This window comes from Campylobacter sp. CNRCH_2015_0338h (assembly GCF_025772785.1).
Lineage (GTDB): Bacteria > Campylobacterota > Campylobacteria > Campylobacterales > Campylobacteraceae > Campylobacter_D.
On sequence record NZ_JAKMST010000003.1, the window covers coordinates 126767 to 153346 of the forward strand.

General features: G+C 29.1%; 23 protein-coding genes. 14 read left to right on the plus strand and 9 right to left on the minus strand.

Annotated elements, in window-relative coordinates; all coding sequences use genetic code 11:
- Positions 1-29: 29 nt before the first annotated feature.
- The 14 genes from L8X30_RS03210 (at position 30) to L8X30_RS03275 (ending at position 16232) form a co-directional block, all read left to right on the plus strand.
- Entirely contained in the window at positions 30-992 is a 963-nt protein-coding gene (locus L8X30_RS03210) for an RluA family pseudouridine synthase (protein WP_263678972.1), read from the plus strand.
- Positions 946-2160: a fibronectin type III domain-containing protein gene (locus L8X30_RS03215; RefSeq protein ID WP_214126385.1), complete on the plus strand. Its 1215-nt coding sequence runs from the start codon at positions 946-948 to the stop codon at positions 2158-2160. The genes L8X30_RS03210 and L8X30_RS03215 overlap by 47 nt, the downstream gene beginning before the upstream one ends.
- Complete coding sequence (trmB, locus tag L8X30_RS03220) at positions 2160-3350, plus strand: tRNA (guanosine(46)-N7)-methyltransferase TrmB (RefSeq protein ID WP_263678975.1); 1191 nt, start codon at positions 2160-2162, stop codon at positions 3348-3350. The genes L8X30_RS03215 and trmB overlap by 1 nt, the downstream gene beginning before the upstream one ends.
- Before the next feature lie 31 nt (positions 3351-3381).
- Positions 3382-4038 (plus strand): cell division ATP-binding protein FtsE, encoded by a 657-nt coding sequence (locus L8X30_RS03225; RefSeq protein WP_263678977.1) that lies wholly within the window; start codon positions 3382-3384, stop codon positions 4036-4038.
- Positions 4025-4831, plus strand: coding sequence for an ABC transporter permease (locus L8X30_RS03230; protein WP_214099480.1), 807 nt, complete (start codon positions 4025-4027; stop codon positions 4829-4831). Before L8X30_RS03225 ends, L8X30_RS03230 begins: the two co-directional genes overlap by 14 nt.
- Positions 4828-6003, plus strand: a complete 1176-nt coding sequence (locus L8X30_RS03235; protein ID WP_263678978.1) for a murein hydrolase activator EnvC family protein — start codon at positions 4828-4830, stop codon at positions 6001-6003. Before L8X30_RS03230 ends, L8X30_RS03235 begins: the two co-directional genes overlap by 4 nt.
- A gap of 55 nt (positions 6004-6058) precedes the next feature.
- On the plus strand, positions 6059-6784 hold the full coding sequence (gene pyrH / locus L8X30_RS03240; RefSeq protein ID WP_039628219.1) for a UMP kinase: 726 nt from the start codon (positions 6059-6061) through the stop codon (positions 6782-6784).
- Between the two features lie 8 nt (positions 6785-6792).
- Positions 6793-7011: a DNA-directed RNA polymerase subunit omega gene (locus L8X30_RS03245; protein ID WP_039618002.1), complete on the plus strand. Its 219-nt coding sequence runs from the start codon at positions 6793-6795 to the stop codon at positions 7009-7011.
- Positions 6995-9184 (plus strand): RelA/SpoT family protein, encoded by a 2190-nt coding sequence (locus L8X30_RS03250; RefSeq protein WP_263678979.1) that lies wholly within the window; start codon positions 6995-6997, stop codon positions 9182-9184. Before L8X30_RS03245 ends, L8X30_RS03250 begins: the two co-directional genes overlap by 17 nt.
- Before the next feature lie 12 nt (positions 9185-9196).
- Positions 9197-10399 (plus strand): tyrosine--tRNA ligase, encoded by a 1203-nt coding sequence (tyrS, locus tag L8X30_RS03255; RefSeq protein ID WP_263678980.1) that lies wholly within the window; start codon positions 9197-9199, stop codon positions 10397-10399.
- The gene (locus tag L8X30_RS03260) at positions 10399-11496 is read left to right on the plus strand and encodes a nitronate monooxygenase (protein WP_039628221.1); all 1098 of its coding nucleotides are present in this window, start codon (positions 10399-10401) and stop codon (positions 11494-11496) included. The genes tyrS and L8X30_RS03260 overlap by 1 nt, the downstream gene beginning before the upstream one ends.
- A complete protein-coding gene (locus L8X30_RS03265; RefSeq protein WP_412175496.1) occupies positions 11489-13432 on the plus strand; it encodes an N-acetylmuramoyl-L-alanine amidase in 1944 nt (647 codons plus the stop codon). The genes L8X30_RS03260 and L8X30_RS03265 overlap by 8 nt, the downstream gene beginning before the upstream one ends.
- Complete coding sequence (gene mnmC, locus L8X30_RS03270; protein ID WP_263678983.1) at positions 13429-15267, plus strand: bifunctional tRNA (5-methylaminomethyl-2-thiouridine)(34)-methyltransferase MnmD/FAD-dependent 5-carboxymethylaminomethyl-2-thiouridine(34) oxidoreductase MnmC; 1839 nt, start codon at positions 13429-13431, stop codon at positions 15265-15267. Before L8X30_RS03265 ends, mnmC begins: the two co-directional genes overlap by 4 nt.
- Positions 15268-15401: 134 nt before the next feature.
- Positions 15402-16232 carry a hypothetical protein gene (locus L8X30_RS03275; RefSeq protein WP_263664093.1) on the plus strand — a complete coding sequence of 277 codons (831 nt, stop codon included), beginning with the start codon at positions 15402-15404 and terminating at the stop codon, positions 16230-16232.
- Here L8X30_RS03275 and rseP read toward each other — a convergent pair.
- The 9 genes from rseP to murJ are packed head-to-tail and all read right to left on the minus strand — an operon-like array spanning position 16229 to position 26535.
- Positions 16229-17335, minus strand: a complete 1107-nt coding sequence (gene rseP, locus L8X30_RS03280; RefSeq protein ID WP_263678984.1) for an RIP metalloprotease RseP — start codon at positions 17333-17335, stop codon at positions 16229-16231. The genes L8X30_RS03275 and rseP overlap by 4 nt on opposite strands.
- Position 17336: 1 nt before the next feature.
- Entirely contained in the window at positions 17337-17867 is a 531-nt protein-coding gene (gene pgsA, locus L8X30_RS03285) for a CDP-diacylglycerol--glycerol-3-phosphate 3-phosphatidyltransferase (RefSeq protein ID WP_257928099.1), read from the minus strand.
- A gap of 51 nt (positions 17868-17918) precedes the next feature.
- Positions 17919-18698: an enoyl-ACP reductase gene (locus L8X30_RS03290; RefSeq protein ID WP_087689753.1), complete on the minus strand. Its 780-nt coding sequence runs from the start codon at positions 18696-18698 to the stop codon at positions 17919-17921.
- The gene (gene dapA, locus L8X30_RS03295; RefSeq protein ID WP_149062230.1) at positions 18698-19594 is read right to left on the minus strand and encodes a 4-hydroxy-tetrahydrodipicolinate synthase; all 897 of its coding nucleotides are present in this window, start codon (positions 19592-19594) and stop codon (positions 18698-18700) included. Before dapA ends, L8X30_RS03290 begins: the two co-directional genes overlap by 1 nt.
- Positions 19584-20837, minus strand: a complete 1254-nt coding sequence (locus L8X30_RS03300; protein WP_263678986.1) for a M16 family metallopeptidase — start codon at positions 20835-20837, stop codon at positions 19584-19586. The genes dapA and L8X30_RS03300 overlap by 11 nt, the downstream gene beginning before the upstream one ends.
- Complete coding sequence (locus L8X30_RS03305; RefSeq protein WP_263678987.1) at positions 20834-21892, minus strand: quinone-dependent dihydroorotate dehydrogenase; 1059 nt, start codon at positions 21890-21892, stop codon at positions 20834-20836. The genes L8X30_RS03300 and L8X30_RS03305 overlap by 4 nt, the downstream gene beginning before the upstream one ends.
- A 51-nt stretch (positions 21893-21943) precedes the next feature.
- Positions 21944-23707: an ABC transporter ATP-binding protein gene (locus L8X30_RS03310; protein ID WP_263678988.1), complete on the minus strand. Its 1764-nt coding sequence runs from the start codon at positions 23705-23707 to the stop codon at positions 21944-21946.
- The gene (gene cysS, locus L8X30_RS03315; RefSeq protein WP_263678989.1) at positions 23700-25082 is read right to left on the minus strand and encodes a cysteine--tRNA ligase; all 1383 of its coding nucleotides are present in this window, start codon (positions 25080-25082) and stop codon (positions 23700-23702) included. Before cysS ends, L8X30_RS03310 begins: the two co-directional genes overlap by 8 nt.
- Positions 25069-26535 (minus strand): murein biosynthesis integral membrane protein MurJ, encoded by a 1467-nt coding sequence (gene murJ / locus L8X30_RS03320; protein WP_263678991.1) that lies wholly within the window; start codon positions 26533-26535, stop codon positions 25069-25071. Before murJ ends, cysS begins: the two co-directional genes overlap by 14 nt.
- Positions 26536-26580 lie beyond the last annotated feature (45 nt).

A 26580-nucleotide genomic window follows, 5' to 3' on the forward strand; every position in this document is an offset into this window, starting at 1 on the left:
TTGCAAATTTTATCACAAGGAAATATAATATGCTAAAAATTTCATCACTTTGTGAAGAAAGATTGGATATTTTTTTATCAGATATACTTAAACAAAGTCGTTCGCAAGTTGCTAAACTAATCAAAGAAAACTGCATATATATTAATGAAAAATTAGAAAATAAAAGTTCTAAAAAAATAAAACAAAAAGATGAAATAAGTATTTTTTTACCTTTAGTAAAAGAAGCTAAAGAAAGCTACACGCCTGAGTTTGATATAGAAATTTTATATGAAGATGATGATGTTTTAGTTTTAAACAAAGCTCCTAATGTTGTCGTGCATGGTGCAAGTAGTGTTAAAGAAGCGACTTTGGTGGATTGGCTTTTACATAAGGGCTATGCTTTATCAAATTTAAATGGAGAGCATAGAGCAGGGCTTGTGCATAGACTTGATAAAGGCACAAGCGGAGCTATCATCATAGCAAAAAATAATCAAGCACATCAATTTTTAGCAAATCAGCTTTTAGATAAAAGTATGGGAAGATTTTATCTTGCTTTGAGTGACTTGCCTTTGAAAAATGATAAAATGAGTAATGAAAAAGCCATTATGCGTTGTCCTAATAATAGGCTTAAAAAAATTACTACAAATATCAAAAATCCTTTAGCAAAAAATGCAAAAACAGATTTTATAAATTTATTAAGTGCTAAAAAATGCTCTTTAATAGCTGCTAAATTATACACAGGAAGAACCCATCAAATCAGGGTACATTTGGCAGATTTTAATCGCTATATTTTAGGAGATGAATTATACGGATATAAAGGAAAAATAAAGTATAATAGAGTAATGCTTCATGCGTATTTGATTTATTTTATTCATCCTAGGACTAAAGAGTTAATGTTTATAAAAGCTCCTATGTTTGATGATTTTTATCAAATTTTAAAAGAAAATTTTACACAAGGAGAGATAGATGAAAAAACTTCACTGGATTATCTTAAGTTCTGCTTTAGCTTTTAGTGCTTGTAGTACAACTATGAGTTCGCCTCAAATTGCTCAAGTAAATGATACTTTACCAAAAATTTCAAATATTAAAAGTATAAGTGATATTACAAGCATAGCTTTTGAATGGGAACCTTTGTATGATCAAAATATAGCAGGCTATTACATTTATAGAGCAAATGCAGCTGGTGCACCTATGGAACTTATAGCAAAAATTAAAAATAAATTTCAAACTCATTATACTGATACAAATTTAGAACCAAATACAAGATATTATTATTCTATGAAAACCTTTAATGAGCTTGGACAAGTTTCTCAAGATGGCGTAAGCATAGAAGCTTTTACCAATAGAGTGATTGATCCAGTGCCTTTTGTGCAAGCTATTGTGGGTTTGCCAAATCGTGTAAAAATAGTTTGGAGACCACACCCTGATGTAAGAGTAAATTCATACATCATTGAGCGTGCAAATATGAAAGATATGAAATTTAAAGAATTAACTAGGGTTAAAAATCGCTTAAGTGCTGAATATATAGATGATTCACTAAAGCCTGATGAGAGTTTTCAATATAGAATCATAGCTTTAACTTATGATGGCATTAAAAGTACCCCAAGTAAAATAGTGGAATCAACTACTAAAGCACTTCCTCCTATGGTAAGTAATTTACAAGCAAGTAAAGATGCGCCAAGAAAAATCATTTTAACTTGGGATAAAATTGACTATGCTGATTTTGCTTATTATAAAATTTATTCTAGTTCAACCACCTTTTTACCTTTTAGCGTGGTAGCTAAAACTTCTGAAAATACTTATGAAGATGTAGTTAAAGGCGTGGCTGAAAAAAGATATTATAAAGTGAGTATGGTCGATAAAGATGGCTTGGAAAGTCCTATAGCAAGTGAGCCTGTAGAAGGTATTACCTTAGGGGCACCATTAGCACCAAGTATTATTTTATGTGCTGTTGAAGATGATGGTATTAGAGTTGAATGGGTTGATAATGATGATAGAGCTAAAGAATACATAGTTAAACGAAGTGGAGGTGGAAGTAATGCTGTGTTTAAGGAGATTAAATCTAAACAATTAAAAGACATCACAGCTGTTCCTGGAAAAGTATATAGTTATGAAGTTATAGCTATTGATGCAAATGGTATAGAATCAAAAGCTTCTGATAAATTTACAGCGGTGAAATAATGCCAAATTTTAAGTGTAAAATTCTAAAAGAAATTCAACTTCCTTTTGAAAAAGATGGGGTTGAATTTTTATGGCTTGCTAAAGGTGAAAATGTTGATTTGCTTTTTACGCGTATAAAGCAAGAAAACTTTTTTTTGCAGATTAAAAAAGATGAAAAAAAACAAGAATGGCTTATTAAAGGTGAAAAACACACTAAGCCTTCGCAAATTGGATATTTGCAAAAAGCTTTACTTGTGTTTAAAGAAAACTTTACTCAAGATGTAGTTTGTGAAGCTGTAGCATTAAAACATACAAGGTTAATCCAAAAAACCCTTTTGATCGCTAATGATTTAAAAGAATTACTAGAGCAAATAAAAAACAAAAAGCAAATTTTTATTGAAATAGGTTTTGGAAGTGGTAGGCATTTGCTTTATCAAGCAAGATCAAATCCTGATGTTTTGATTATAGGTATAGAAATTTACACCCCTGCGTTGGAGCAAGTAGCTAAACTTGCCTTAAGCGAAAACTTAAATAATGTTTTATTAATAGAAACCGATGCAAGATTATTACTAAGCGTACTTGAGTCTAACTTGATAGATAAAATCTTTTTGCATTTTCCTGTTCCTTGGGATAAAAAGCCTCATCGTAGGGTAGTCGGGTTAAATTTTGCAAATGAATGCGCTAGAGTTTTAAAAGAAAATGGGCAATTTGAACTTAGAACAGATAGTTTTTCGTATTTTGATTTTACTTTAGAAACTTTTTTAACTTTTTCGCATTTAAAAGCTTTAATCAAAAAAAATGAAAATTTAGAAATTTCAAGCAAATACGAAGATCGCTGGAAAAGGCAAAATAAAGATATATATGATTTAATCATTAGTGGTTTTAGCAAGAGTGAAAGTTTAAGCAAGGATCAAAAATTTGCCATTGAAGATTTAAGATTAAACGCAGAAGAATTAGCTTGTATAAAAAAGAATTTTAAAAATGAAGTTTTTAAAGGTGAGGATTTTTTCTTGCATTTTGAAAAAATGTATATTAAGGATGATGGGTTTGTCATTAAAATAGCTTTTGGTGCTTTTTATAAGCCTGAGCATGTTTATATAGCTTTAAACGCACAAAAGATAGAATTTATTTTTGAACAGCCTTTTAGAACTAAAGAAAATTTAAAAGCTATAGAAAAATTAAGAGAAATATTGTATTCTTATATCAAATAATCATTTATAAAATAAATAAGGAAAAGCAGTGATGATAGAAGCTAAAAAGCTTTGTCTTGGTTATGATGAACTTGTTATAGAAAATACTAGTTTTTCGCTAAAAGATAATGATTTTGTTTTTATTACAGGAAAAAGTGGTAGTGGAAAGTCAACTTTGTTAAAATCTTTTTATGGAGATTTAGAGCCAATAAGTGGGAATTTAAAAGTTTGTAATAATGATTTAGTGGATATTTCTAATGCTGAGCTTTTACAGCTTAGGCAAAAAATAGGGATTATTTTTCAAGATTATCGTTTAGTGCAAGAATTTAGTGTAGAAAAAAATGTAATGCTACCTTTGATGATTAAAGGTTATAGCAAGAATGTATGTAAAGAGCAAGCCGCAAAGCTTTTAAAGCATGTAAATTTAACTTTCAAAGCTGATAAAAAGCCAGCTCAGCTTTCAGGTGGAGAGCAACAACGCGTGGCTATGGCAAGAGCTTTAGCACATAATCCAAAATTACTCTTATGTGATGAACCAACGGGAAATTTGGATGAGTATTCTTCAGATATTATATGGACTTTATTAAAATCAGCTAGAGAAATACTTGGAACTTGTGTGGTGGTTGTTACGCATAGAATTCCTACTAATTTAAGACTTGATTACCGTCGTTTTAATATAGAAAATGGGAGAATGAATGAAATCTTTTAAAAATCATCTTTCTTTGATATTTGCTTTAATGGTAATGATGTTTGCTTTTGAGTTTTTAATCATTACAAACAAAACTATAGAGCATTATGAAAAACTTTTAAATAAAGATTATAATATTATTTTAGTAGGTAAAACTCATTTAGATAAAAAAAGCATAGAAGATCAAGTAAGTCATTTTCAGTCTTTAGAAATTTTAAATCCAAATGAAATGATAGATAGACTTAAAAATGATATATCAGCCAAAAACATAGAGGTTTTAAAGGCTACATTGCCAAAATTTTATACTTTAAAACTCAATAAACTTTTATCAGAAGATGAGCTAAATGCTTTAAAAGATAAGCTTTTAAAAAATCCTAATATTACTAAAGTAGAAACTTTTGCAAAAACGCATACAAAAATTTACAAACTTTTGGTTTTGGTGAAATTTTTATTATGGTTTTTCTTGTTTATTATAATATTGCTTAGTTTTGTATTATTGCTTAAACAAATGAAAATTTGGCTTTTTGAGCATACTCAAAGAGTGGAAATCATGTGTTTGCTTGGAGCACCGTTTTGGTTTAGATCTTTTATGCTTTATAAGATAGTTTTTATTGATTGTTTTATAGCATTTTTATTGCTTGTATTATTTTTTACCCAAGTTTATGATCTTGAATCTATCAAGCTAGCTTTACAAAGTGTGGATATTAGCTTACCTAAAATAAGTATTTTCACACATTTGTTTTTGATTTTTTTAGCAATGCTTTGTGTTTGTTTTGCTTGTGTGAATTTTGTAATGTTTAAGGTTAGAAAATGAAAAAATGCTTTTTGCTTTTTTTGTTTTCTTTTTCTGTTTTATTTGCAAATGAAATTGCACAAAAACAAAAAGATATTAAAGAAAATGAGCGCATAGTAAAGCAACTTTCTAAAAAGTTAGAGGATTTAGCTAGTGAAATTTTAGATAATGAAAAAAATCTAAAAAAAATTGCTTCAGAAATTAGCACTTTAACTTCGAAAACTTCTAAACTTGAAAGTTCAGTAAAAACTCAAATAAAAGCGCTAGAGCAACTCAATGCGCAAAATAAAGATCTTTTGCAAAATAAAAACAAAATAGAAGGGAAGATTATTGATTTAATTGCTAAAGATTTTGCTTATGATTTAGCAATTCCTAAAAATTATATTGAAAGTGAAGATAGTATTATAGCTTTAGAATTAGTTGGGATCTTGGATAAAATTTTCAAAGAAGAATTTTATCAAATTTCAAAAGATTATGAAAATATAAGTAAAAAAATAGAAGAAAAGCAAACTCAAATTACTACAATTAATAATAATTTAAAAGCCTATAAAGATCAAATCGATGAGCTTAAAAATCTTAGAAAAAAGCAAGAACAAGAAATAGCTAAGCAAAAAACAGATAAAGAAATTTATACTAGAAAACTTTCTAATTTACAAGCCCAACAACAAGAATTGAGAAAAACACTTAATAAATTAAAAATTATTAAAGAAAAAGAAGAAGAAAAATTAGCACAAAAAAAAGAAGATAAAAAACCAAGCTCAAATGTTAAACAAGTAGGCTCAAGTTATCAAACCAGCAGTGTTAAGCGTTATAGCGGTCCTAAGACAATCGCCCCTTTAGAATCTTACACGGTAAAGCAAAAATTTGGAAATTATATAGATCCTATTTATAATATTAAAATTTATAACGAAAATGTAGTTTTAAAAAGTGATAGTGCTAATGCTGCAGTAAGAAATGTCTTAGATGGTAAAGTAGTTTTTGCAAAAGCAACTCCAACTTTAAAACAAGTTGTGATTGTTGAAAATAAAGATGGTATACATACTATTTATGCGCATTTAGATAAAATTGCACCTGGGGTTAAAGTGGGTAGAAATATCAAAAAAGGTTATATTATAGGTAGGGTTGAAAGTGATTTAACTTTTGAAGTAACACAAAAGAATTTTCATATCAATCCTTTAGAGATGATTAAATAAATTAGTTTTTTTTAATGCGAATTTTGATATAGTTTCAAATCAAAGGAGAAATTTAATGAACAATAAAAGAAAAAGAGTATTGGTTAAATTTTCTGGAGAAGCTTTGGCTGGAGAAAATGGGTTTGGTATAGAAAATTCTATTTTAAAATACATAGCTTCTGAAATAAAAAGCTTGATTAATGAAAATGTTGAAGTAGGTATAGTAATAGGCGGTGGAAATATCATTAGAGGGGTATCTGCTGCAAGAGATGGACTTATAAAAAGAACAAGTGGTGATCATATGGGTATGCTTGCTACTGTGATTAATTCTATAGCTATGCAAGAAGCATTAGAAAGTGCTGGGCTTGATGTAAGGGTTCAAAGCGCTATTCAAATGGAAGCATTCTGTGAAACTTATATCATGAGAAGAGCACATAGACACTTAGAAAAAGGACGTATAGTTATCTTTGCTTGTGGCACAGGCAATCCTTATTTTACTACAGATACTGCTGCGACTTTAAGAGCGGTAGAAATTCAAGCAGATATGATCATTAAAGCAACTAAGGTAGATGGAATTTATGATAAAGATCCTAAAAAATATGATGATGCAATTATGCTTAATGAGTTAAGCTACGAAAGAGCTTTGCATGATAATATTAAAGTTATGGATGATACTGCAATAGCCTTAGCTAAAGATAATGCTTTACCTATTGTGGTATGTAATATGTTTAAAGAAGGAAATTTATTAAAAATCATCCAAGGCGATATGAGTTTATGCTCTATTGTTAAAAATCAAGATTAAGGATAAAAATGAGAGTAGAACAAATAGCTGCAAAAGCATTAAAAAAACTAAAAGATGATAGATATAAACTAGCTCTTGTAGTGGCTAAAAGAGCTGAAGAGCTTGCAAATGGTGCAGAACCTTTAGTAAATTTAGATAAGAATAAATACAAATATACCGATATTGCTTTACATGAAATAGCAGAAGATAAAATCGTTTTAGAGGGATTTATTGAAGCTAGTAAATGATGAGTTATTGTTAGATAAACTTGTTGATGATGTTAAAAATTGTAAGGATTTACAAAGAGCAAAAGAAATCCTTTTTATGGTCTTCCCACAATCTGCTGTTTTAGAAAAAGCAGTAGATTTTTGTATCCAAAAACACGAAGGACAATTTAGAAAAAGCGGAGAACCATATGCGGTTCACCCTATATTAGTGGCTTCTTTTGTGGCATTTTTAAGCCCTGTACAGTCTATGATTATCGCTGCATTATTGCATGATGTGTTAGAAGATACAAATTGCAATGAAGAAGAATTGAGTTCAAATTTTGGTGAAGAAGTCACCAAATTGGTTCAAGGCTTAACCAAAATAGTCAGTATTAGAGAAGATCATCTTACACGCTCTAATTCTAATGAAAAACTTGCAAAATCTGCTTTGACTTTTAGAAATATGCTTTTAGCTGGTGTTGAAGATGTGAGCGTGCTTGTAATAAAGCTTTGTGATAGATTGCACAATATGCTTACTTTAAATTTTTTAAGAGAAGATAAACAAAAAAGAATCAGCGAAGAAACCTTGGTGGTATATGCGCCTATAGCTCATAGACTTGGAATTTCAAGTATAAAAAATTTGCTCGAGGATTTAAGTTTTAAGTTTTTATTGCCTGATGAATATGCACAAATTGATAATTATATAAATGCAAAAGATCAACAAATTCAACTTGGATTTAATGAATTTATCTCAAAAATAGAAATGTTATTTTTGGAAAATGGGTTTAGACAAGGTAGTTTTGTTATACACAAAAGAATTAAACATAATTATTCTATTTATTTAAAAATGCAAAGAAAAGGTGTAGGACTTGATGAAGTTTTAGACCTTTTGGGTGTAAGAATTTTGGTTGAAAAAGTTTATGATTGTTATTTGGCTTTAGGAATTTTACATACACATTTTAATCCTTTAATTTCAAGATTTAAAGATTATATAGCTTTGCCAAAACAAAATGGTTACCAAACCTTACATACAACGCTTTTTGATGCAAAAAATATCATAGAAGCTCAAATTCGCACCTTTGATATGCATAAGACTGCTGAATTTGGTGTGGCAGCGCATTGGAAATATAAAGAAGGAAATATAACAACACCAAATTTAGATTGGCTTGCGGATATTTCTATGCATGGTAAAGAAGATGGCAATGCTGTGCAAGATTGTGATGCTATCGAACTTTATGAATATGCAAAAGATAGTTTATATATAGAAGATATAGCAGTATATTCTCCAAAGGGAGAAATTTTTACTTTACCGCGCGGGGCTACGGCTTTGGACTTTGCTTATGAAGTTCACACCAAAGTAGGGCTTCATGCAAAAACTGCGTTTGTTAACCGCATGAGAGTACCACTTTTAACCGTGCTTAAAAATGGAGATATAGTTAGCATTGAAACTTCAGAAGAAGAATTTTTTAGATGTTCATGGATAGATAGCGTTAAAACAGGAAAGGCTAGAGCTAGTATAAGAGATTTTTGCAAGCAAAAGAAAAAAGAATTAAATAACAAAATTGCTGTTAATCTTTTATCTACTGTTTTTAATAAAGATTCTAAACTTATAGAAGAATGGCTTGAAAAAGAAAATTTTAATAAAAAGCTAAGACAAATTGCTTTGGATTTTAATTATTTTAAAGATGTAATTATTGCTCTAAGAAAATATATGGGGCAAAATCAAGCAGCTAAATTTGAACAAAATGAGCAAAAATTTGAAAGCATAGTGATTGGTTCTAATTATAAAATAACCACGATTAATTTTGATTATTGTTGTAGGCCTAAAAGAGGAGATGAAATCATTGCTTTTAGACATTCAACTGGAGCAACAATACACCATAAGCTTTGTGAACAAGCAATGAAAATGATAGAAGATAACAAAGAAATGGTTTTTGTTTTTTGGAATGATAGTTCGATAAAAAGTTACAAAATCATCGTTTCTATAGAAAATAAAAAAGGTTCTTTAGCAGATTTTCTAACTACTTTAGCTAAAATGCAGATTAATGTTTTAAGTATTAACTCAGCTGATTCAGAGCCAGTCGTTGCAAATTATTTTGAAGTACAAGTTGAGTTACCTAATAATATAGATCTTGAGAATGCAAAAGAAAGATTAAAATCTAGATATAAAATTTTAGATTTTACATCTTTAAATGATGCATATAATAATCACTAAAAAAGGTTTTTTATGGATATTAATGAAATTATTAAAGAAATTAAACGAGGAATAGCAGAAATTATTGATGAAGAAAGATTAGTTTCTTTAGTAAAAAATTACTATGAAAAAGGTGAAAATTTTTTTGTAAAGGCTGGTTTTGATCCTACGGCTGCTGATTTGCATTTGGGTCATACTGTGGTTTTGAGCAAAATGGCTTTGCTTCAAAAACATGGGGCTATAGTGCAGTTTTTAATAGGTGATTTTACTGCTCAAATTGGAGATCCAACAGGAAAAAGTGCTACAAGAAAAAAACTTGACAAAGAAGAAGTACTTAAAAATGCTAAAACTTATGAAGAACAAGTTTTTAAGATTTTAGATCCAAATAAAACTCAAATTCATTTTAATTCTAAATGGCTAAATGAGCTTGGTGCTGCTGGTATAGTAGAGCTTACTTCGACTTTTAGTGTTGCTAGAATGCTTGAAAGAGATGATTTTACTAAGCGCTTCAAAGAACAAAGCCCTATATCAATTTGTGAGTTTTTATATCCGCTTTTGCAAGGTTATGACAGTGTTGCATTAAAAAGTGATATAGAAATGGGCGGTACGGATCAAAAGTTTAATCTTTTAATGGGTAGACAGCTTCAAAGAGTATATAATTGCCAAAAAGAACAAGCGGTGATGATGATGCCATTGCTTGAAGGCCTTGATGGTGTAAATAAAATGAGTAAAAGCTTGGGAAATTATATTGGTGTAACTGAAAATGCCAAAGATATGTATGCTAAAGTTTTGAGTATTAGTGATGAATTGATGTTTAGATATTATGAACTTTTAAGCGAAAAAAGCTTAAATGAAATTTCACAAATAAAAGATGATATTAAAAATGGCTCATTGCATCCTAAAAAAGCTAAAGAAAATTTAGCTTTAGAAATTACTGCGCGTTTTCACTCAAGCGAGTGTGCTTTAAAAGCTAAGGAAGAATTTGACAAAGTCCATAGCGCAAAAGAACTTCCTAGTGATATGCCAAATTTTACTTTAGAAGGTAGTATTTGGCTTGCAAAAGCTATAGTAGAGTGTAAAATGGAAAGTTCTACTTCAGCTGCTAGAAGATTGATTAATTCAAATGCAGTAAGTGTTAATGGAGAAAAAGTTCAAGATGAACAATTCCAACTAGAAAGCGGTGAATATATTTTACAAGTTGGAAAAAGAAAATTTGCAAAATTAAAGGTAATATGATGAGTTTTAAAGCTTTAAAAATTGGAAAGCATGAGATAAAATATCCTATTTTTCAAGGTGGCATGGGACTTGGTATAAGTTGGGACAAACTTGCTTCTGCAGTTTCTTTAAATGGTGGATTAGGGATTATTTCTTCGGTAGGAACTGGATATTATGAAAATAGAACGCATATAGATAAAGAGTTCAATGCAAAGCCTTATGGTAGTGATAATTTTTACTCAAAAGCAGGCTTAAAAGCTTTGATAGATAATGCTAGAAAGGTTTGTAAAGATGCGCCTTTAGGCTGTAATATTTTATATGCAAGTAATAATTATGCGCAAATTGCTCGTAATGCTTGTGAGGTTGGTTTTAATGTGATAGTTTCAGGAGCAGGGCTTCCTACAAATTTACCTGAATTTACACAAGATTATCCTGATGTTGCTTTGGTACCTATTGTATCATCAGCTAAGGCTTTAAAAATTATTTGCAAAAGATGGCAAAGCAGATACAATCGCTTGCCTGATGCGGTTATAGTTGAAGGACCAAAAAGCGGTGGACATCAGGGTTTTACTTATGAGCAATGTTTAATGGATGAATATCAGTTAGAAAATGTAGTACCACAAGTTGCACAAGAAATTAAAAACTGGGGAGATATACCATTAATCGCTGCGGGTGGAATTTGGGATAAGCAAGATATAGAAAAAATGATGTCTTTAGGAGCAAGTGGTGTTCAAATGGGAACTCGATTTATAGGAACTTTTGAGTGCGATGCTAGTGATGATTTTAAGCAAGTATTGCTAGATTGTAAAAAAGAAGATATTGAGCTTTTAAAATCTCCAGTTGGCTATCCTGCAAGAGGGGTAAGAACTAATCTTTTAAATTTAGTAGATAAAAGAATGGGGCCAAAAATTTCTTGTGTGAGCAATTGTGTTGCACCATGCGGTAGAGGCAAGGAAGCTACTAAGGTAGGTTATTGTATAGCAGATAGATTATATGATGCTTGGAGCGGTAAAAAAGAAACAGGCTTATTTTTTACAGGGGCTAATGGATATAGACTAGATAAGCTTATTAGTGTAGAAGAGCTAATGAAAAAATTAGTTAATGGCGAAGATGCTTAGAATATTTTTTATTTTTTTATTATTTTGTTTTAGTGTTTTTGCTAATGCAGAAGTTAAGAAATTTGATCAAAATTTTTTAACTTCTAATTCAGAAGAAAAACTACAATTACACCAGCAGTTAAAATCTTTGTATATACAAAGTGTGATTAATGATAATAATGAAGAAAAAAATGAGATTTTAAAAAGATTAATCATAAGTTCAAATTCTTTAGGCTTTGATGATAAAGCTTATGTACAAGAGCTTAAAGAAAGCGGAGTAAGTGAAGAAGAAATTTCACGTTTAAAAAATGCTTTAAAAGTTATACAAGATCAAAAAATAAAAAAAGAACAAACAAAAATTGAAACCAATACCACATCACCTATTAATAAAAAAGAAGATAAAAAAGAAGATAAAAAAGAAGATAAAAAAGAAGATAAAAAAGAAGATAAAAAAGAAGATAAAAAAGAAGATAAAAAAGAAGATAAAAAAGAAGATAAAAAAGAAGATAAAAAAGCTCCGGTGCAAAAAGAGCTTTTTGTGCTTGATGTAAAGAAATCAGACAATGGTATCTTACTTGATTTAAGTGAAAAAATCAGCCAAAAAGACATTAAAAACTTTACTCTCAAAGGCGATAAGAATTTTCGTTATGTTGCAGATTTTGATGGGATTTTAAAAGGACCTAAGAGAACTTTTGAATTTAAAGATTTTGATATTATCGTATCGCAATTTAACCCAACAAGTATGCGTTTGGTCTTAAGTTCAAAAAAAGAATTAAAGATCAAAATAGAGCTTAAAGATCAAAGTCTTTTTATGGGACTTGAAAAAGTAGAAAAAAAAGAAGAACCCAAACCTATAGTTAAAAAACAAGAAGAAGCTAAAAAAACAGAAGTAAAAAAAGAAGTTGTTAAAAATGAGCCTTTATATATTTTAAAATCAAGTAAAGATAAAAATGGTGTTAATTTAAAATTAAACAATGATATTGATATTGAAGATATTAAAATCAATTCTTTTAAAGATGGTAAAACATATCGTTCTATTGTAAGTTTTGAAGCTATTTTAGAAGGTGATAGAAAAAAAATCGATATCAATAAAAATCAATCCATCACAATAGCGCAGTTTAATAAAACTACAGTAAGAGTTGTTTTAAATTCTACTAGTGATTTTAAAACTAATCTTGATTTAGATGATGAGGAATTATTTATAGGCTTTGAAAAAAAGGTTAAGAAAGCACCGACAAAAACTACTTCAAAAACCGCAAAAGCTACCATTAAAAAATCAGGTAAAATCATAGTAATTGACCCAGGTCATGGAGGTAAAGATCCAGGTACTTTGGGTGATAAGGGTGTTAGAGAAAAAGATGTAGTTTTAAGCGTGGCTTTAAAACTTGGTAATGAGCTTAAAAAACGTGGATATAGAATTTATTATACTAGAAGTACAGATAAATTTATAAACTTAAGAGATAGAACCTCTATGGCTAATGAAAAAATGGCGGATTTATTTATTTCTATCCATGCAAATGCAGCTCCAAATAAACAAAGAGCTAAAACTTTACAAGGTATTGAAACCTTCTTTTTATCGCCTGCAAGAAGCGAAAGAAGTAAAAAAGCTGCTGAGTTGGAAAATCAATCCGATTTTGAAGAGATGAATTTCTTTTCAAAACAAACCTTTTTAAATTTTTTAAACCGTGAAAAAATCGTTGCTTCAAATAAATTAGCTATTGATGTTCAAAAAAAGATTTTAAGTAATGTAAGAAAAAAATATAAAGTTGTGGATGGTGGAGTTAGAGAAGCTCCATTTTGGGTTTTAGTGGGTGCGCAAATGCCTGCTATATTGATTGAGACAGGTTATATTAGTCATCCTAGTGAAAGAAATAGATTAACAAATAAAAATTTCCAAGAATTATTAGCTATTGGTATTGCTAATGGCATAGAGAGTTATTTTTATAAAAATCAATGAAAAAAGCAAATATTATCATTAAAAACAATGCACCTTTTTCTTTAGATTTTGATGATTATTATTTTAATTCTAGCGATGGTTTAAGCGAGAGTGAATTTATCTACACTAATGTTTTTGAATTTCAAACAAAACAAACTATCATTGCAGAGCTTGGTTTTGGTATAGGTTTAAATTTTTTCCTCACTTTAAAGCGTTTTATAAAAGAAAAAAAAGAAAATCAAAGACTATTTTATCTTAGTTTTGAAAATTTTTATATAGAAAAAGAAACATTAAGAGAAATTTATAAAAATCTTGGTTTTTATGGGGAATTTAAAGAGCTTTTAGAGCAGTTTTTAAAATTTTATCCCCCATGTAAAGATGGAGTTTATAGATTTTATTTTCAAGATTGTTTTTTAGATTTGGTATTTGGCGATGCTAAAGAAAAGTTGCAAAATTTAGACTTTAAAGCTGATGTTTGGTATTTAGATGGTTTTGCTCCTGCTAAAAATCAAGAGATGTTTGATGAGGATATTATAAACAAAGTTGCCAAAAATTCAAAAATAAATGCCAAGATTTTGACCTTTTCCTCTGCAAGCATTTTAAAAAAAGCTTTAATTAATAATAATTTTCAAGTACAAAAAATCAAAGGTTTTAGAAAAAGGGAAATGATACAGGCTGTTTTTAATGACCTTGAGTTTGAAGATAAATTTGCTTATTTTAGTACTCCAAGTTTAAAAAAAGAGATACAAAAAATAGCCATCATCGGAGCAGGTATAGCCGGAGCTAGTATAGCTTATGAGCTTTCTTTAAGAAATGTTCAAGTAGATGTTTTTGAAAAAGAAAATTCATTAGGAAAAGGTGCTTCTGGAAATATCAATGGAATTTTAAGCTCTTTGATTTTAAAACCTGATGTTTTATTGGGTGAGTTTTCACAATATGCTTTTTTAGAGGCTAGTAGATTTTATAGGCAAATTTTAGATTTAATTCCTCAAGGGGTTTATGAATTTGCTCATAATGAACTTATGCAAGAGCGTTTTGATAGTCAAAAAGATAATGTTTTATTTGAAATTATTAACAACCAAGCCTTTTTAAAAGATGGGGCTTGTATAAAACCTCAAGAGCTTGTGAAGACACTTTTGCAAAAAAGCAAGGCTAGAGTATTTTTTGAGCATGAATTTAAAGATTATTCTTATGAAAATGAAAAATTTTCTTTGCAATTTAATAATCAAAAAACATTAAAAGATTATGATGTGTTAATTTATGCTCAAGGTGCCGATGCTAAGAAATTTTTAGAGTATAAATACATGAAATTAAGCAGTGTTAGAGGTCAATGTACTCATTTAAAACCATTTTTAAAAAATTCTCATGCTTTATCTTCAAAAGGCTATATTTGTCCTATCAATGAAGAATTAAATTTGCAACTTATTGGTGCAAGTTATGATAGGCTTAATCAAGATATAACGCTTTTAAAAAAGGATGATTTGCAAAATATTGAGAATATAAAAGAATTTTTGCATGTTGAAAATTTAGAAATTATGGGTGGAAAAGTAGGATTTAGATCATATTCTAGTGATAGATTTGCCATAATAGGTCAAGCCTATGATGAAAATTTTTATATGCAAAGTTATAAGGCGCTTTTATGGCATAAAAATAAAAGTCAAGTAGCACCAAATGATTTTATTCCTTTGTATTTTTCTATTGCTCATGGATCTAGGGCTTTTGCTAGTGCTATTATTGGAGCTAGAATACTTAGCGCATTAATCTTTGATGAGCCAAAAATAGAAAAAGATTTTTTACATGCTACTCATCCTGCAAGATTTTTAATCAGAATGTTAAAAAAGGGAAAAATTTTATAATAAGTAGTTTTTTTTGTCTGAAATGCTATTAGCTATATTGTAAAAATATAATGCTATTATAAATATAGAGTTAGCAATATTTCATGATAAATGTGAAATTTTGTATCTTTATAAAATAATACATTAGAGGTTGAGTGAAAAAATACATTTTTTTAAGCTGTATATGCATAAATGCATTTGCTTTAAATTTAGAAGAAAGCTTAGGTGAGGGTGAGGCTAATATTAGCAAATATCAAAAGTCAAACACTGTTTCTAAGCAAGTATTTTTTCAAAAACCACAAGAATACCAAGCTCAAAGTACAGATCTTAGTTCTTTTGCTAGTAATTCTTTAGGTCAAGTTTTAAATTTAAGCTCTAAGGATAAAACGGAGGCTAATTTAGACTATGATGCTTTAAATGTAAATATAAAAAATATTAATTCAATACTAGATTATGAAAATGCTACTTTACTTTTGGAAAAACAAGCAAGAATAGGGCAATTAGAACAAGCTTATTCTTTAGGACTTATTAATCGTTATGAATTTGATGAGTTTAATTTAGGTTTTAATTATTTTAATGATCAGTATAAAGAAGCTTATGAAAAAAATAGTTTTGGTGCTGAATTTCAATTTAGTCATTATTTTAAAGCATATGCTAATCACTATAATATAAAGGAAAATGATAGTGAAGATAGCACAGAGCTTGGTTTGATGTTTGATTTGCCTTATTTGAATGTTTTAAATGTAAATTCTAATATAAAAGAATTACAAAATCAATATAACATTACTTATTCTCCAATTTCTATTTTAGATTTATCACTTAATTATCAAGATGAAAAAACTAGCGCCAAAGATCAAACAGCAATGTGGGTAAGATTTAGACTAAATTATGAGCAAAGTTTAAGTAAGCAATTTTATAATAGTTTTTACCGTAAAAACAATATAGGTGAATTTAATCGCTATGATTTTGCTACTAGGACTTATTAATTACTCATAAAACGAGTAATATCATTATAAGTTACAAATACCATTAAACTTAAAAGCAAAGCCATGCCAAAATAACTAAGATATTCAAAACATACTTTTGGTACTTCTTTTTTAAATATTAGCTCATAAAGGTTAAAAAGTATATGTCCTCCATCTAGCGCTGGGATAGGAAGTAAATTTAATACTCCAAGGTTGATAGAAATTAAAGCAGTGATTAAAAATAAAACCACTATGCTAGTATTTGCTGCTTTGGAGGTTATATCTACCATAGTGATGATTCCACCCATGTTTTTAGCGTCTAACTCCCCGCTGATGATTTTAGCAAGGCCTTTAAAAATAAGCAAAGAAGCTTCTATGCTTTCTTCATAAGCATATTTTAAACTATTAATTCCTGGATGATAAATAGTAACAAACTCACCCTTAGGTGCTATGCCAATTAGTGGTTTTTGAACTTTTTGATAAAACTCATTATAACCTTGATCAATTTGTGGAGTTAGGGTGATGTTGATGAGTTTATCATCGCGTTCTATACTAAGTAAGGTTGGTTTTATATGCACAAGTTTACCGATTTCTTCAAAGCTTTGAATTTTAACTCCATCTATAGCTAGGATTTTATCTCCAATTTGTAAATTTGCTTTTTGCGCAGCTGAGTTTGGTGCTATATTGCCAATAACAGGTGCAAGTTTTTGAACTCCTAAAAAACCTATGGCTGTATAAAGTAAAAATGCTAGAAAAAAGTTAAAAAATGGTCCTGCGAAAAGTATGTAAATTCTAGCTAGAGGACTTAGAGTGTTATAGCTATTTGGTTCGTAATTTTTTTCGCTAGGATTTAAATCATCTTGTCCTTTGAGTTTAACATAACCACCAAAAGGTAGAGCAGATAAGCGATATTCTGTGTTTTTGTAAGTTTTTTTAAAAACAGCTCTTCCAAAGCCTATACTAAAAATTTCTACATCTACTTTCATATGTTTTGCGGCTAAAAAATGTCCTAACTCGTGAAAAAAAATTAAAAAAGATATAACCAAAAGCGTTATTAAAAAGCTAAAAGAATAAAATTTAAAGCCAATGGCTAAGATGATAAATAAAAATAAATATGATTTCAAATTATACCTTTTTTAAATGTTTTGTATAAGCTAGTATGTATTCAAAAGCTGAATAAAGTGTAAGTACTAAGGCAATAAACAACAATGTATTAGCAAAAGGCCATTGCATGATTAAAAATATAATGGCTATCATTTGAAAGGTTGTTTTTATTTTTCCTGCAAAAGAAGCACTTACGTCAAATTTTTCACTCACCATAACCACTCTAAAACCGGTTATAAAAAATTCTCTTACTAGAATAATATAAATCATCCAAGGATCGGCTTTTTGGGTGAGTAATAATCCTAAAAAAGCAGCCAAAACAAGCATTTTATCTGCTAGTGGATCTATAATAGCTCCAAGTTTTGTAGTTTGATTCCAAGTTCTTGCAATATAACCATCAAAAAAATCAGTCAAGGCAGCTATACCAAAAACAACACAAGCAAAATAATTTACCCAACTAGGATGAATATTTTCAAAATCATTAATAAGTAAAAAAAACAAAAGTGGAGCTAATAATATCCTTATAAATGCTAAGATATTAGGTAAATTCATTGTTTATTAATCCTTGTGTTTAAAGAAAATATCCCAAAATGGGGTAATGAATCATTTAAAAGTTGTACCACCATCTACGATTAAGGTGTGTCCTGTGATCCAATTTGCTTTATCAGAACATAAAAATAAACATGCTCCTGCTAAATCTTGAGGCTGTCCAATGCGGTTTAATGGACTAAGATTAATAGTTGCATTTTTAACTTCTTCATAATTTGTGAATGCTTTAAGCGCGTCAGTGTCAATTGGTCCACCACTTACTACATTTACACGGATGTTTTTAGAACCAAGTTCAGTTGCAGCATATCTTGCCATAGCTTCTACCGCTGCTTTAGCTGTACCGTGTCCTGCATAGTTTTCAATATGTACTAAATTTCCTGTTGAAGAAATAGATAATATACTACCCCCGCCGACTTTTTCCATTCTTTTTGCTGCTTCTTGTGCTCCAACAACAAAAGCATTTACAGTTGCTGTAAAGATATTATTAATACCTTTTGGTTTTAATTTCATAAATTTAGTATATCCACCTACAACAGCACGACCTGAGATAATAGCATTAGAGATGAAAAAATCTATTCTGTCAAAATCTTGATCGATTTTTTCAAATAATTCTTTATAAGTTTCTGGTTCAAGTATGTTAAACTCGTAAGCCTTTGCTTTGATTTTATAGTTATTTTCTAAATCTTTTACAATTTCTTGAGCTAAATCTGCGTTAGAATTATAAGTAAAAGCTACATTGGCTCCTGCTTTTGCAAACTCATATACAATAGCTTTACCAATCCCTCTTGTTCCACCGCTAATTACTAAAGTTTTATTTTGAAAAAAAGTATCCATTAAAATCCTTTGATATTATAGTTTTTCATAATCGCTTCTATTTTTGCTAAATTGCAATCACTAGGTTTACAAAGTGGCAAACGATATTCTAAAGTAGGAGTTAAACCTGCTATATACATTGCTGCTTTAATAGGTATAGGATTGCTTTCGCAAAATAAAATTTTATTGATATTATACAACTCATCATTAATTTTTTTAGCTTCGATGTATTTTTCTTCTAAAGCTAGATGAGTTAATTTTGAAATCATATCAGGAAGTAAATTTGAAGTAACTGAAATCACACCTTTACCACCATTTGAAAGTATAGGATAATTAATCGCATCTTCTCCGCTTAAAAGCATCATTCTAGGCTCATGTGCTAGCAAATCAACGCATTTATCAATGCTCCCGCTAGCTTCTTTTACCCCATAAATATTTTCACAATCTCTAAACAATCTTATAATGGTTTCTGTTTGAAGCTCACAACCTGTTCTTCCTGGGACATTATATAAAAGTACAGGTATATCTATGCTTTTTGCTATTTCTTTATAATGTAAATACAAACCTTCTTGTGTGGGTTTGTTATAATATGGAGTAACGCTTAAAATACCATCAGCTCCATGCTCTTGTGCAAATTTAGCCAAACTTACAGCTTCATGGGTAGCATTACTTCCTGCTCCTGCTAAAACCTTACAAGAACTTCCCTTGCAAGCATCTAATGCTATTTCTATACAAATTCTATGTTCTTCATGGGTTAAAGTGGCACTTTCTCCGGTTGTTCCAACAGGCACTATCGCATCAATCCCATTTGCTATTTGTCTTTTGATGAGTTTGTGGTAAGTTTGTTCATCTAATTTTCCATTTTTAAATGGAGTTATTAAAGCTGTCATTGCTCCTATAATGATTTTATTGTCCATTTTCACCCCTTTTTAAGATTATTGTAGTAGATTTGTTTTCATTGAAATATTTTCTAGCACAATGAATTAAATCATCTTTGCTTAGATTTTCTATATTTTTTTCATAATCAAGTAAAGGTTTTAAATCACCTTTGGCAAGATAAGAGCCATAAATATTTGCAACGCTACTTGCATTGCTTAGTGAAAAAATAAAATCACTTTTTACAGTATTTTTGATTTTTTCCATGATAGTATCATCAAATTTAGCATTTTTTACATCTTCAAGAATTTTTAAAAGCTCTTTTTCAACATCTTCTGCTTTTATACCTTCATTGCAAACACAAATAAATATAAATAAATTCTCATCTATATTTTCGCTTGCATAAGCATAAAATTCATTGATAAGTTCTAATTTATCAATTAAAATTTCGCTTATTAAAGAACTTTTTCCATTTCCCAAAAGTTCGCTTAATGCACAAAGTTTTGGCATATCCTCATGATTAAATGCAGGAATTTTATACGCAAGTGCTAGTAATTGTGTATCGCTTTCTTTATGCAAGATCACACGTTTAGCACCATCTTGCTCAGGTTCTTTTTCATGAACTATAGGGATTTCTTTGGTATTTTTTATATCTTGAAAATGCTTTTTAGCTAAAGTAAATACTTCATCTTCGTTAATATCGCCACTTACAAGCAAAATAGCATTTTTAGGTTGATAAAAAGTTTGATGAAAATCTTGTATATCTTCTATTTTCCAATTTTGTATATCTTTAAAAAAGCCTATCGGGGTCCAGTGATATGGATGGTGTAAAAAGGCATGATTGTATAATCTAAAATACAAATATCCCAAAGGATTATTATCAGTTCTCCAACGCCTTTCTTCTAAAACTACATTTCTTTCAGGTTGAAACTCATCATCTTTTAAATTTAAATTACGCATTAATTCAGCAAAAAGCCATAAAGACTTATCTAAATTTTCACTAGAGCATTTTATAAAATAATGCGTATAGTCAAAGCCCGTGCTTGCATTATCCACTCCGCCAAAACCCTTGACTATTTCATCAAATTCACCTGCTTTTAAATTTTTTGTACTTTTAAAATTTAAATGTTCAAGCATATGGGCTATACCACTTTTTCCCATTTTTTCATTTCTTGAGCCAACTTTATAAAAAATATCTACACTTATAACCCCGCTTTTTTTATTTACAGGTAAAGTATAGACTTCAAGTTCATTTTCGAGGGTGATTTTTTTATAATTAATCATTTAAAATTAACTCCTATAGCTTGACTAATATGATTAAAACCATCTTGTTTTAAAAGCTCAATTAAACCTTGATTGATATTTTTAACAATGCTTGGTCCTTTAAAAATCATAGCTGTATAAATTTGAACCAAACTAGCCCCGTTTTTAATGCGTTCATAAGCAAGTTCAGCACTATCTATACCACCGCTTGCTATTAAAATAGTATCTTGATAAATTTCTTTAGCTACTTCTTTAAAAAATGTCGCACTTTTTTGGGTGATTAATCTACCACTAATTCCGCCAAAAGTTCTTACATTGTCAATCAAAGAATAATCTATACTAGTATTTGCCATGATAATGCCATCAGCTTTTGCACTAATAGCGCTTTTACAAAGTGAAATTGCGCTGTCTATATTCATATCTGGAGCAATTTTTAAAATCACAGGTTTATTTGTGATTTCTTTTGCTTGGTTAAATAAAGTACTTACAAATTCCTCGCTTTGTAAATCTCTTAAATTCTTGGTATTTGGAGAGGATATATTAATTACAAATAAATCACATAAATCTTTAAATTCTTTTAATAAAATAATATAATCATTAATAGCTTCTTCATTTGGAGTGATTTTGTTTTTACCTATATTTGCCACTAAAGGTATGCTAAAAGGATAGACTTTTTTTACTTCTTTTGCGATAGCATCTTTACCTTTATTATTAAAACCCATAGCATTTTGAATACTTTCTTGTTCAACAAGTCTAAAAAGTCTAGGTTTTTCATTACCATTTTGAGGTTTTGGAGTAAAAGTTCCATACTCTAAAAAACCAAAACCTAAAGCACTTAGCGGTCTTATCATGGTTGCATTTTTATCAAAACCACCTGCTAAGCCCACAGGATTATAAAAATTCAGATTAAAAATTTCTTGATTTAAAATTTCATCATTTATTACACAGTCTTTTGCAAAAAAACTAAGCCCCCCAGGAAATATACAATCTAGCGTCCGCATACTAAATTCAGCCAGAGCATGAGCATTTTCTGGATCTAATTTATATATTAAAGGTTTTAAGCTTTCATAAGTCATATTTTTCCTTTATTTGCAAAATAGCATATTGTACTAAAAAAATGATAATTTTTAGTTTTCATTTTCTTTGACTTTATCAGTTTTTTGTGCTTTTTGTTTTAATTTTTGATAAATTTCACAATGTTGCATTAAATAAGCATCATTTCCTATAGAAGCTATTTTTCCTTTATCAAGCACAGCGATTTTATCGGCATTTTCTATGGTGCTAAGTCTATGAGCGATGATGAGTATCAAACGATCTTTTTTTAAGCTTTCTATAGTTCTTACTATGGCTTTTTCGCTTTCATTATCAAGTGCTGAGGTTGCTTCATCAAAAATTAAAATTTGAGGATTTTTATATAAAGCCCTTGCTATAGCAATGCGTTGTTTTTGTCCACCTGAGAGATTTTTTCCATGTTCTTTTAATTCAGTATGTATACCACCAAGTTCTTGAACAAAATCATAAGCATTAGCTTGTTTTAAAACCTCTACTACACGTGCTTCATTATATTCTTTAGCATAAGCTATATTTTGAGCTATAGTGTCATTAAATATATAAATATTTTGAGTTACCAAAGAGATATTTTCTCTTAAATTAACAATATCAAAAGAACTAATATCTTTTTGATTGATTAAAATTTCACCGCTATCTTTTTCAAAAAAATACATCAAAAGATTGATAATAGAAGATTTTCCTCCACCGCTTGATCCAACTAAGGCTAGAATTTCTCCTTTGTTAAAAGAAAAATTTACATCTTTTAATACCATTTTATCTTTTTGATAGCTTAAAGAGACATTTTTAAAATGGATATTTTGGATATTTTCTGTAAGTTTTTCTTCACCGCCTTTAATTTGTGGTTCTAAATCAGTTAGATAAAAAGTTCTCTCACTAGCTGCCACAGCATTTTGTAATCTTGTATAAAGTGAAGAAAGTCTTTTAATAGGAGTATAAGCCATAAATAAAGCTGTAGTAAAACTAAAAAAAGAACCTATGCTTAAACTTCCATCAATTACTTCTTTGCCACCTATTATAATTACTATTGCAAAGCCAATTGAACCCATAGATTCCATTAAAGGGCTACTTAAAGCTTCGATTCTAATGCCTTTTAAAGAAAGTTTGCAAACTTCGCTATTTGTTTGGCTGAATTTTTGCATTTCATTTTTACTTGCATTAGAAGCTTTAATAAGTTCTATATTAGAAAAGATTTCACTTAATCTTGAAGTAAGATCAGAATTTTTTTCTTGGGTATTGCGTCCTATTTTTTTGATTTTTTTAGCAAAAATAGCAAGAGGGTAAATTGCTAAAGGCAAAATTACTAAAGCAAAAAAAGCAAGCTTTGGGCTTTGATAAATCACTACGCTTAAAAGTCCAATTGCGGTTAAACTTTCTCTTAAAATTTCAGGTATGATAGTAGAAACTATATTTTGCAAAGCTCCAATATCAGAAGTACACCTGCTGATTAATTCCCCGCTTCTGTATTTATGAAAAAAGCTCATATCTAAGCGCAAAAGATTGCCAAGGACTAATTCTCTTAATCTTCTTAAAATATCTGTCCCAACATAAGATATATAATAAACTTGCATATAAGCACCAAGATTTTTTAAAGCATAAATTAAAACAACAAGTAAAGGCATGTAGTAAAGCAAATCAACATTTTTTTCTATAAAAATTTTATTTAAAATAGGCTCTATGATGTATGCACTAGCAGCTGTTCCACCACTAGTTAAAAGCATACCTATAATAGCTAAAACAAAATAAAACCAATAATCTTTATAATAAGGCTTAAAGCGAGTAAAAACCTCTTTAAGCTTCATTTCTTTGTAATTTTTATCCATTTTTCTCCCATACCACACCATTTGGTGTATCCATTAAAAGAATATTCTCTTTAGCTAAATCATCACGAATTTGATCTGCTAAGGCATAGTTTTTTTCTTGCTTTGCCTTGTTGCGTAGAGCGATTTTTTCTTCTATTTCTTGACATTTTTCTTCACTAATACCAAATTGAAAATATTTTATGGTATCTATGAAGCCTATACCAAAAATAAAAGCAAGTTCTTTTAAGGTTTTTTCTACTTGTATTTTATAAGTTTTATCTTTTGGGTTTTGATCTAAGTAAATATTACTTTCATTGATAAACTCATCAAGTAAAGCTAAGGCTTTAGAGGCATTTAAATCATCATTTAAAACTTCTAAGATATTTTTAGCTACTTCACTTTCTATGGTAGTTTTTTCATCTATAAAAGCATTTAAATTTAAGCGTTTTTTTAAGCGATAAAATTTATCAAGTCTTTTTTTAGCAGCTTGTAAGTCTTCTAAAGCATAGTTAAAATGCGCTCTATAATGCACGCTTAAAAGATAAAATCTCAAAACCTCTCCACTAAAAAGTTTTAAAGAATCTTTTAGAAAAAAGCTATTTCCTAAGCTTTTACTCATTTTTTCACCATTAATTTGTACAAAGCCATTGTGTAGCCAAAAATTAGCTAATTCATGATTGTTTTTACAACGACACTGGCAAGCTTCATTTTCATGATGAGGAAAAAGTAAGTCTATACCCCCTGCATGAATATCAAGTTTATCTTTAAAAATACTTTCTATCATCACAACGCATTCTGTGTGCCAACCTGGTCTTCCTTTGCCAAAACTTGCAGGATAAAATTTTTCATCAAATTTCCATAAAACAAAATCGCTATCATTTTTTTTAGCCACGCTTTCTTCTAGGCGTGATTGATTATCTTCTAAATTTCTTTTAGAGATATAAAAGTATTTATCATCTTTACTAGTATCAAAATAAATCCCATCTTCAAGTTTATAAGCTAGGTTTAATTCTAAAAGTTTTTCTATATATATAATCATTTGCTCAATATAAGCTGTAGCCTTTGGTTTAAAATCAGGTTCTAAGATATTAAGTGCTTGCATATCCTCTTCATATCTTTTAATATAAAAATTTGTAATTTCTTCTAAACTTTTGCCACTTTCTTGCATTTTTTTTAAGATTTTATCATCAATATCAGTGTAATTTCTAGCAAAAACTACTTCATAATCATTTGCTAACAAAACTCTTCTTAAAAAATCAAAACATACACTACTTCTTGCATGCCCTAAATGTGCATCATCATATACAGTAGGCCCGCATAGATAAATGTTTGCTTTTTTTGTCTCATGTGGGATAAATTCGCATTTTTTCTTTAAAACACTATCAAAAAAAACCATTAAAACAAACCTTTAAAAAATGATAAATTTCAATTAAAAATTGTATTAAAATATCTTTAATTTCAAATAAGCCTAGAGCAAATAAACTTAAAAATACTATACTTATAAGCCAAAATTTAACCCTAAAAATACTCCAAAGATTTTTAAAGCCAAATTCTTTTATATTAGCATATAATAAATAAAAAGCACTAATAGATGAAGCTAGTGCAATACCTAAGCTCTTATAAGCTTCTTCTTTAATAAGTAAAATAATCACTATACTAAAAAATGCTGATATAAAAAGTGTTTTAAAGGCTATTATAGCGGCTATTTTTTGTTTAAATTTAGCATAAAGCCATAAAGAAAAAAGTTTTTGCAAGCCAAAAGGCAAAAGCCCCAAAAGATAAGCTTGTAATAAAAATGCAGTGATTTTTGTATCTTCTTGATTAAAATTTCCTCTTTGAAACAAAAACTCCACAATTTCTTTAGCTAAGATAATCCCAACTATACTAGCTAAAATCAAAAGCACGCTTAAATACTCAAAAGCTTTTTGCATAAAAGCCAAGGCTTTTTGTTCTTCATTTGCTTTTAAATGTCTTAGTATTTTGGGAAAACTTACTTGACTTAGAGCGATTGCAAAAAGAGCTAAAGGAAGCTGAAAAACTCTGTTAGAATAATACAAATACGAAATACTTCCAGCCATTAAAAAACTAGCTATAGTAGTATCTAATAATGAACTAATTTGATTTGCTGAAGAGCCTAAAAGTCCATGGGTAAAAGTAGAGTGAAATTTATCTAAATTAGTTTTTGTTTTTTTAAGTTTTATGCTTAAATACATACTTTTTAAAATTCTAGTGTTTTTTAAAGCAAAAATATGCCATATAAGTTGAGTTAGACCACTTAAAACAGTCGCATATGAAAAATAATACAAAGCTTCTAAAGGTTCATTTTGACTAACAAAAAATCCTGCAATCACAACAAAAAGATTAAAAAATGAAGCAGAAAAAGAAGTGATGAAAAAATTTTGTTTATAATTTAACAAAGAGCCTAAAAAAGTTACTAAAAAGATAAAAAATAAATACCAAAAATTAATAGAAACTAAAGGCGCAGCTAGAATGATCGTTTCTTTGTTAAAACCAAAGGCAAAAATCTTTGTAAAAAATTCAGCAAAAAAACTCACCAAAATACAGGTTAAAAACACTATAACACTAAATTGTAATAAGACATTTATGCAAAAAGCACCTTTTTTACTTGCTTTTAAAAAACTTGGTAAAAAAGCTTGTCCAAAAGCCCCTTCTGCAAAAATTCTTCTAAAAAAAGCAGGCATTTTTAAAGCTACAAAGAAAATATCACTATAAATTCCAGCTCCTAAATATAAAGCTAAAACAATATCTCTTAAAACACCCATAATCCTAGAAAATAAAATTCCTAAGGCATTGATGATAAAATTTTTAAAAACAATATTTTTTCTCATTAATTTTCATTCTTTAAATATTAGTTTGAGTATTATAAAATTTTT

Bases quoted from the DNA above. Each gene is read 5' to 3' on its own strand.
- cysS (WP_263678989.1), bottom strand. From the start codon at position 25,082: ATGGTTTTTTTTGATAGTGTTTTAAAGAAAAAATGCGAATTTATCCCA.
- L8X30_RS03235 (WP_263678978.1), top strand. From the start codon at position 4,828: ATGAAAAAATGCTTTTTGCTTTTTTTGTTTTCTTTTTCTGTTTTATTT.
- L8X30_RS03230 (WP_214099480.1), top strand. From the start codon at position 4,025: ATGAAATCTTTTAAAAATCATCTTTCTTTGATATTTGCTTTAATGGTA.
- L8X30_RS03265 (WP_412175496.1), top strand. From the start codon at position 11,489: ATGCTTAGAATATTTTTTATTTTTTTATTATTTTGTTTTAGTGTTTTT.
- L8X30_RS03310 (WP_263678988.1), bottom strand. From the start codon at position 23,707: ATGGATAAAAATTACAAAGAAATGAAGCTTAAAGAGGTTTTTACTCGC.
- dapA (WP_149062230.1), bottom strand. From the start codon at position 19,594: ATGGACAATAAAATCATTATAGGAGCAATGACAGCTTTAATAACTCCA.
- L8X30_RS03225 (WP_263678977.1), top strand. From the start codon at position 3,382: ATGATAGAAGCTAAAAAGCTTTGTCTTGGTTATGATGAACTTGTTATA.
- murJ (WP_263678991.1), bottom strand. From the start codon at position 26,535: ATGAGAAAAAATATTGTTTTTAAAAATTTTATCATCAATGCCTTAGGA.
- L8X30_RS03260 (WP_039628221.1), top strand. From the start codon at position 10,399: ATGAGTTTTAAAGCTTTAAAAATTGGAAAGCATGAGATAAAATATCCT.
- pgsA (WP_257928099.1), bottom strand. From the start codon at position 17,867: ATGAATTTACCTAATATCTTAGCATTTATAAGGATATTATTAGCTCCA.
- L8X30_RS03245 (WP_039618002.1), top strand. From the start codon at position 6,793: ATGAGAGTAGAACAAATAGCTGCAAAAGCATTAAAAAAACTAAAAGAT.
- L8X30_RS03305 (WP_263678987.1), bottom strand. From the start codon at position 21,892: ATGACTTATGAAAGCTTAAAACCTTTAATATATAAATTAGATCCAGAA.
- L8X30_RS03290 (WP_087689753.1), bottom strand. From the start codon at position 18,698: ATGGATACTTTTTTTCAAAATAAAACTTTAGTAATTAGCGGTGGAACA.
- L8X30_RS03300 (WP_263678986.1), bottom strand. From the start codon at position 20,837: ATGATTAATTATAAAAAAATCACCCTCGAAAATGAACTTGAAGTCTAT.
- mnmC (WP_263678983.1), top strand. From the start codon at position 13,429: ATGAAAAAAGCAAATATTATCATTAAAAACAATGCACCTTTTTCTTTA.
- trmB (WP_263678975.1), top strand. From the start codon at position 2,160: ATGCCAAATTTTAAGTGTAAAATTCTAAAAGAAATTCAACTTCCTTTT.
- L8X30_RS03215 (WP_214126385.1), top strand. From the start codon at position 946: ATGAAAAAACTTCACTGGATTATCTTAAGTTCTGCTTTAGCTTTTAGT.
- pyrH (WP_039628219.1), top strand. From the start codon at position 6,059: ATGAACAATAAAAGAAAAAGAGTATTGGTTAAATTTTCTGGAGAAGCT.
- tyrS (WP_263678980.1), top strand. From the start codon at position 9,197: ATGGATATTAATGAAATTATTAAAGAAATTAAACGAGGAATAGCAGAA.
- L8X30_RS03210 (WP_263678972.1), top strand. From the start codon at position 30: ATGCTAAAAATTTCATCACTTTGTGAAGAAAGATTGGATATTTTTTTA.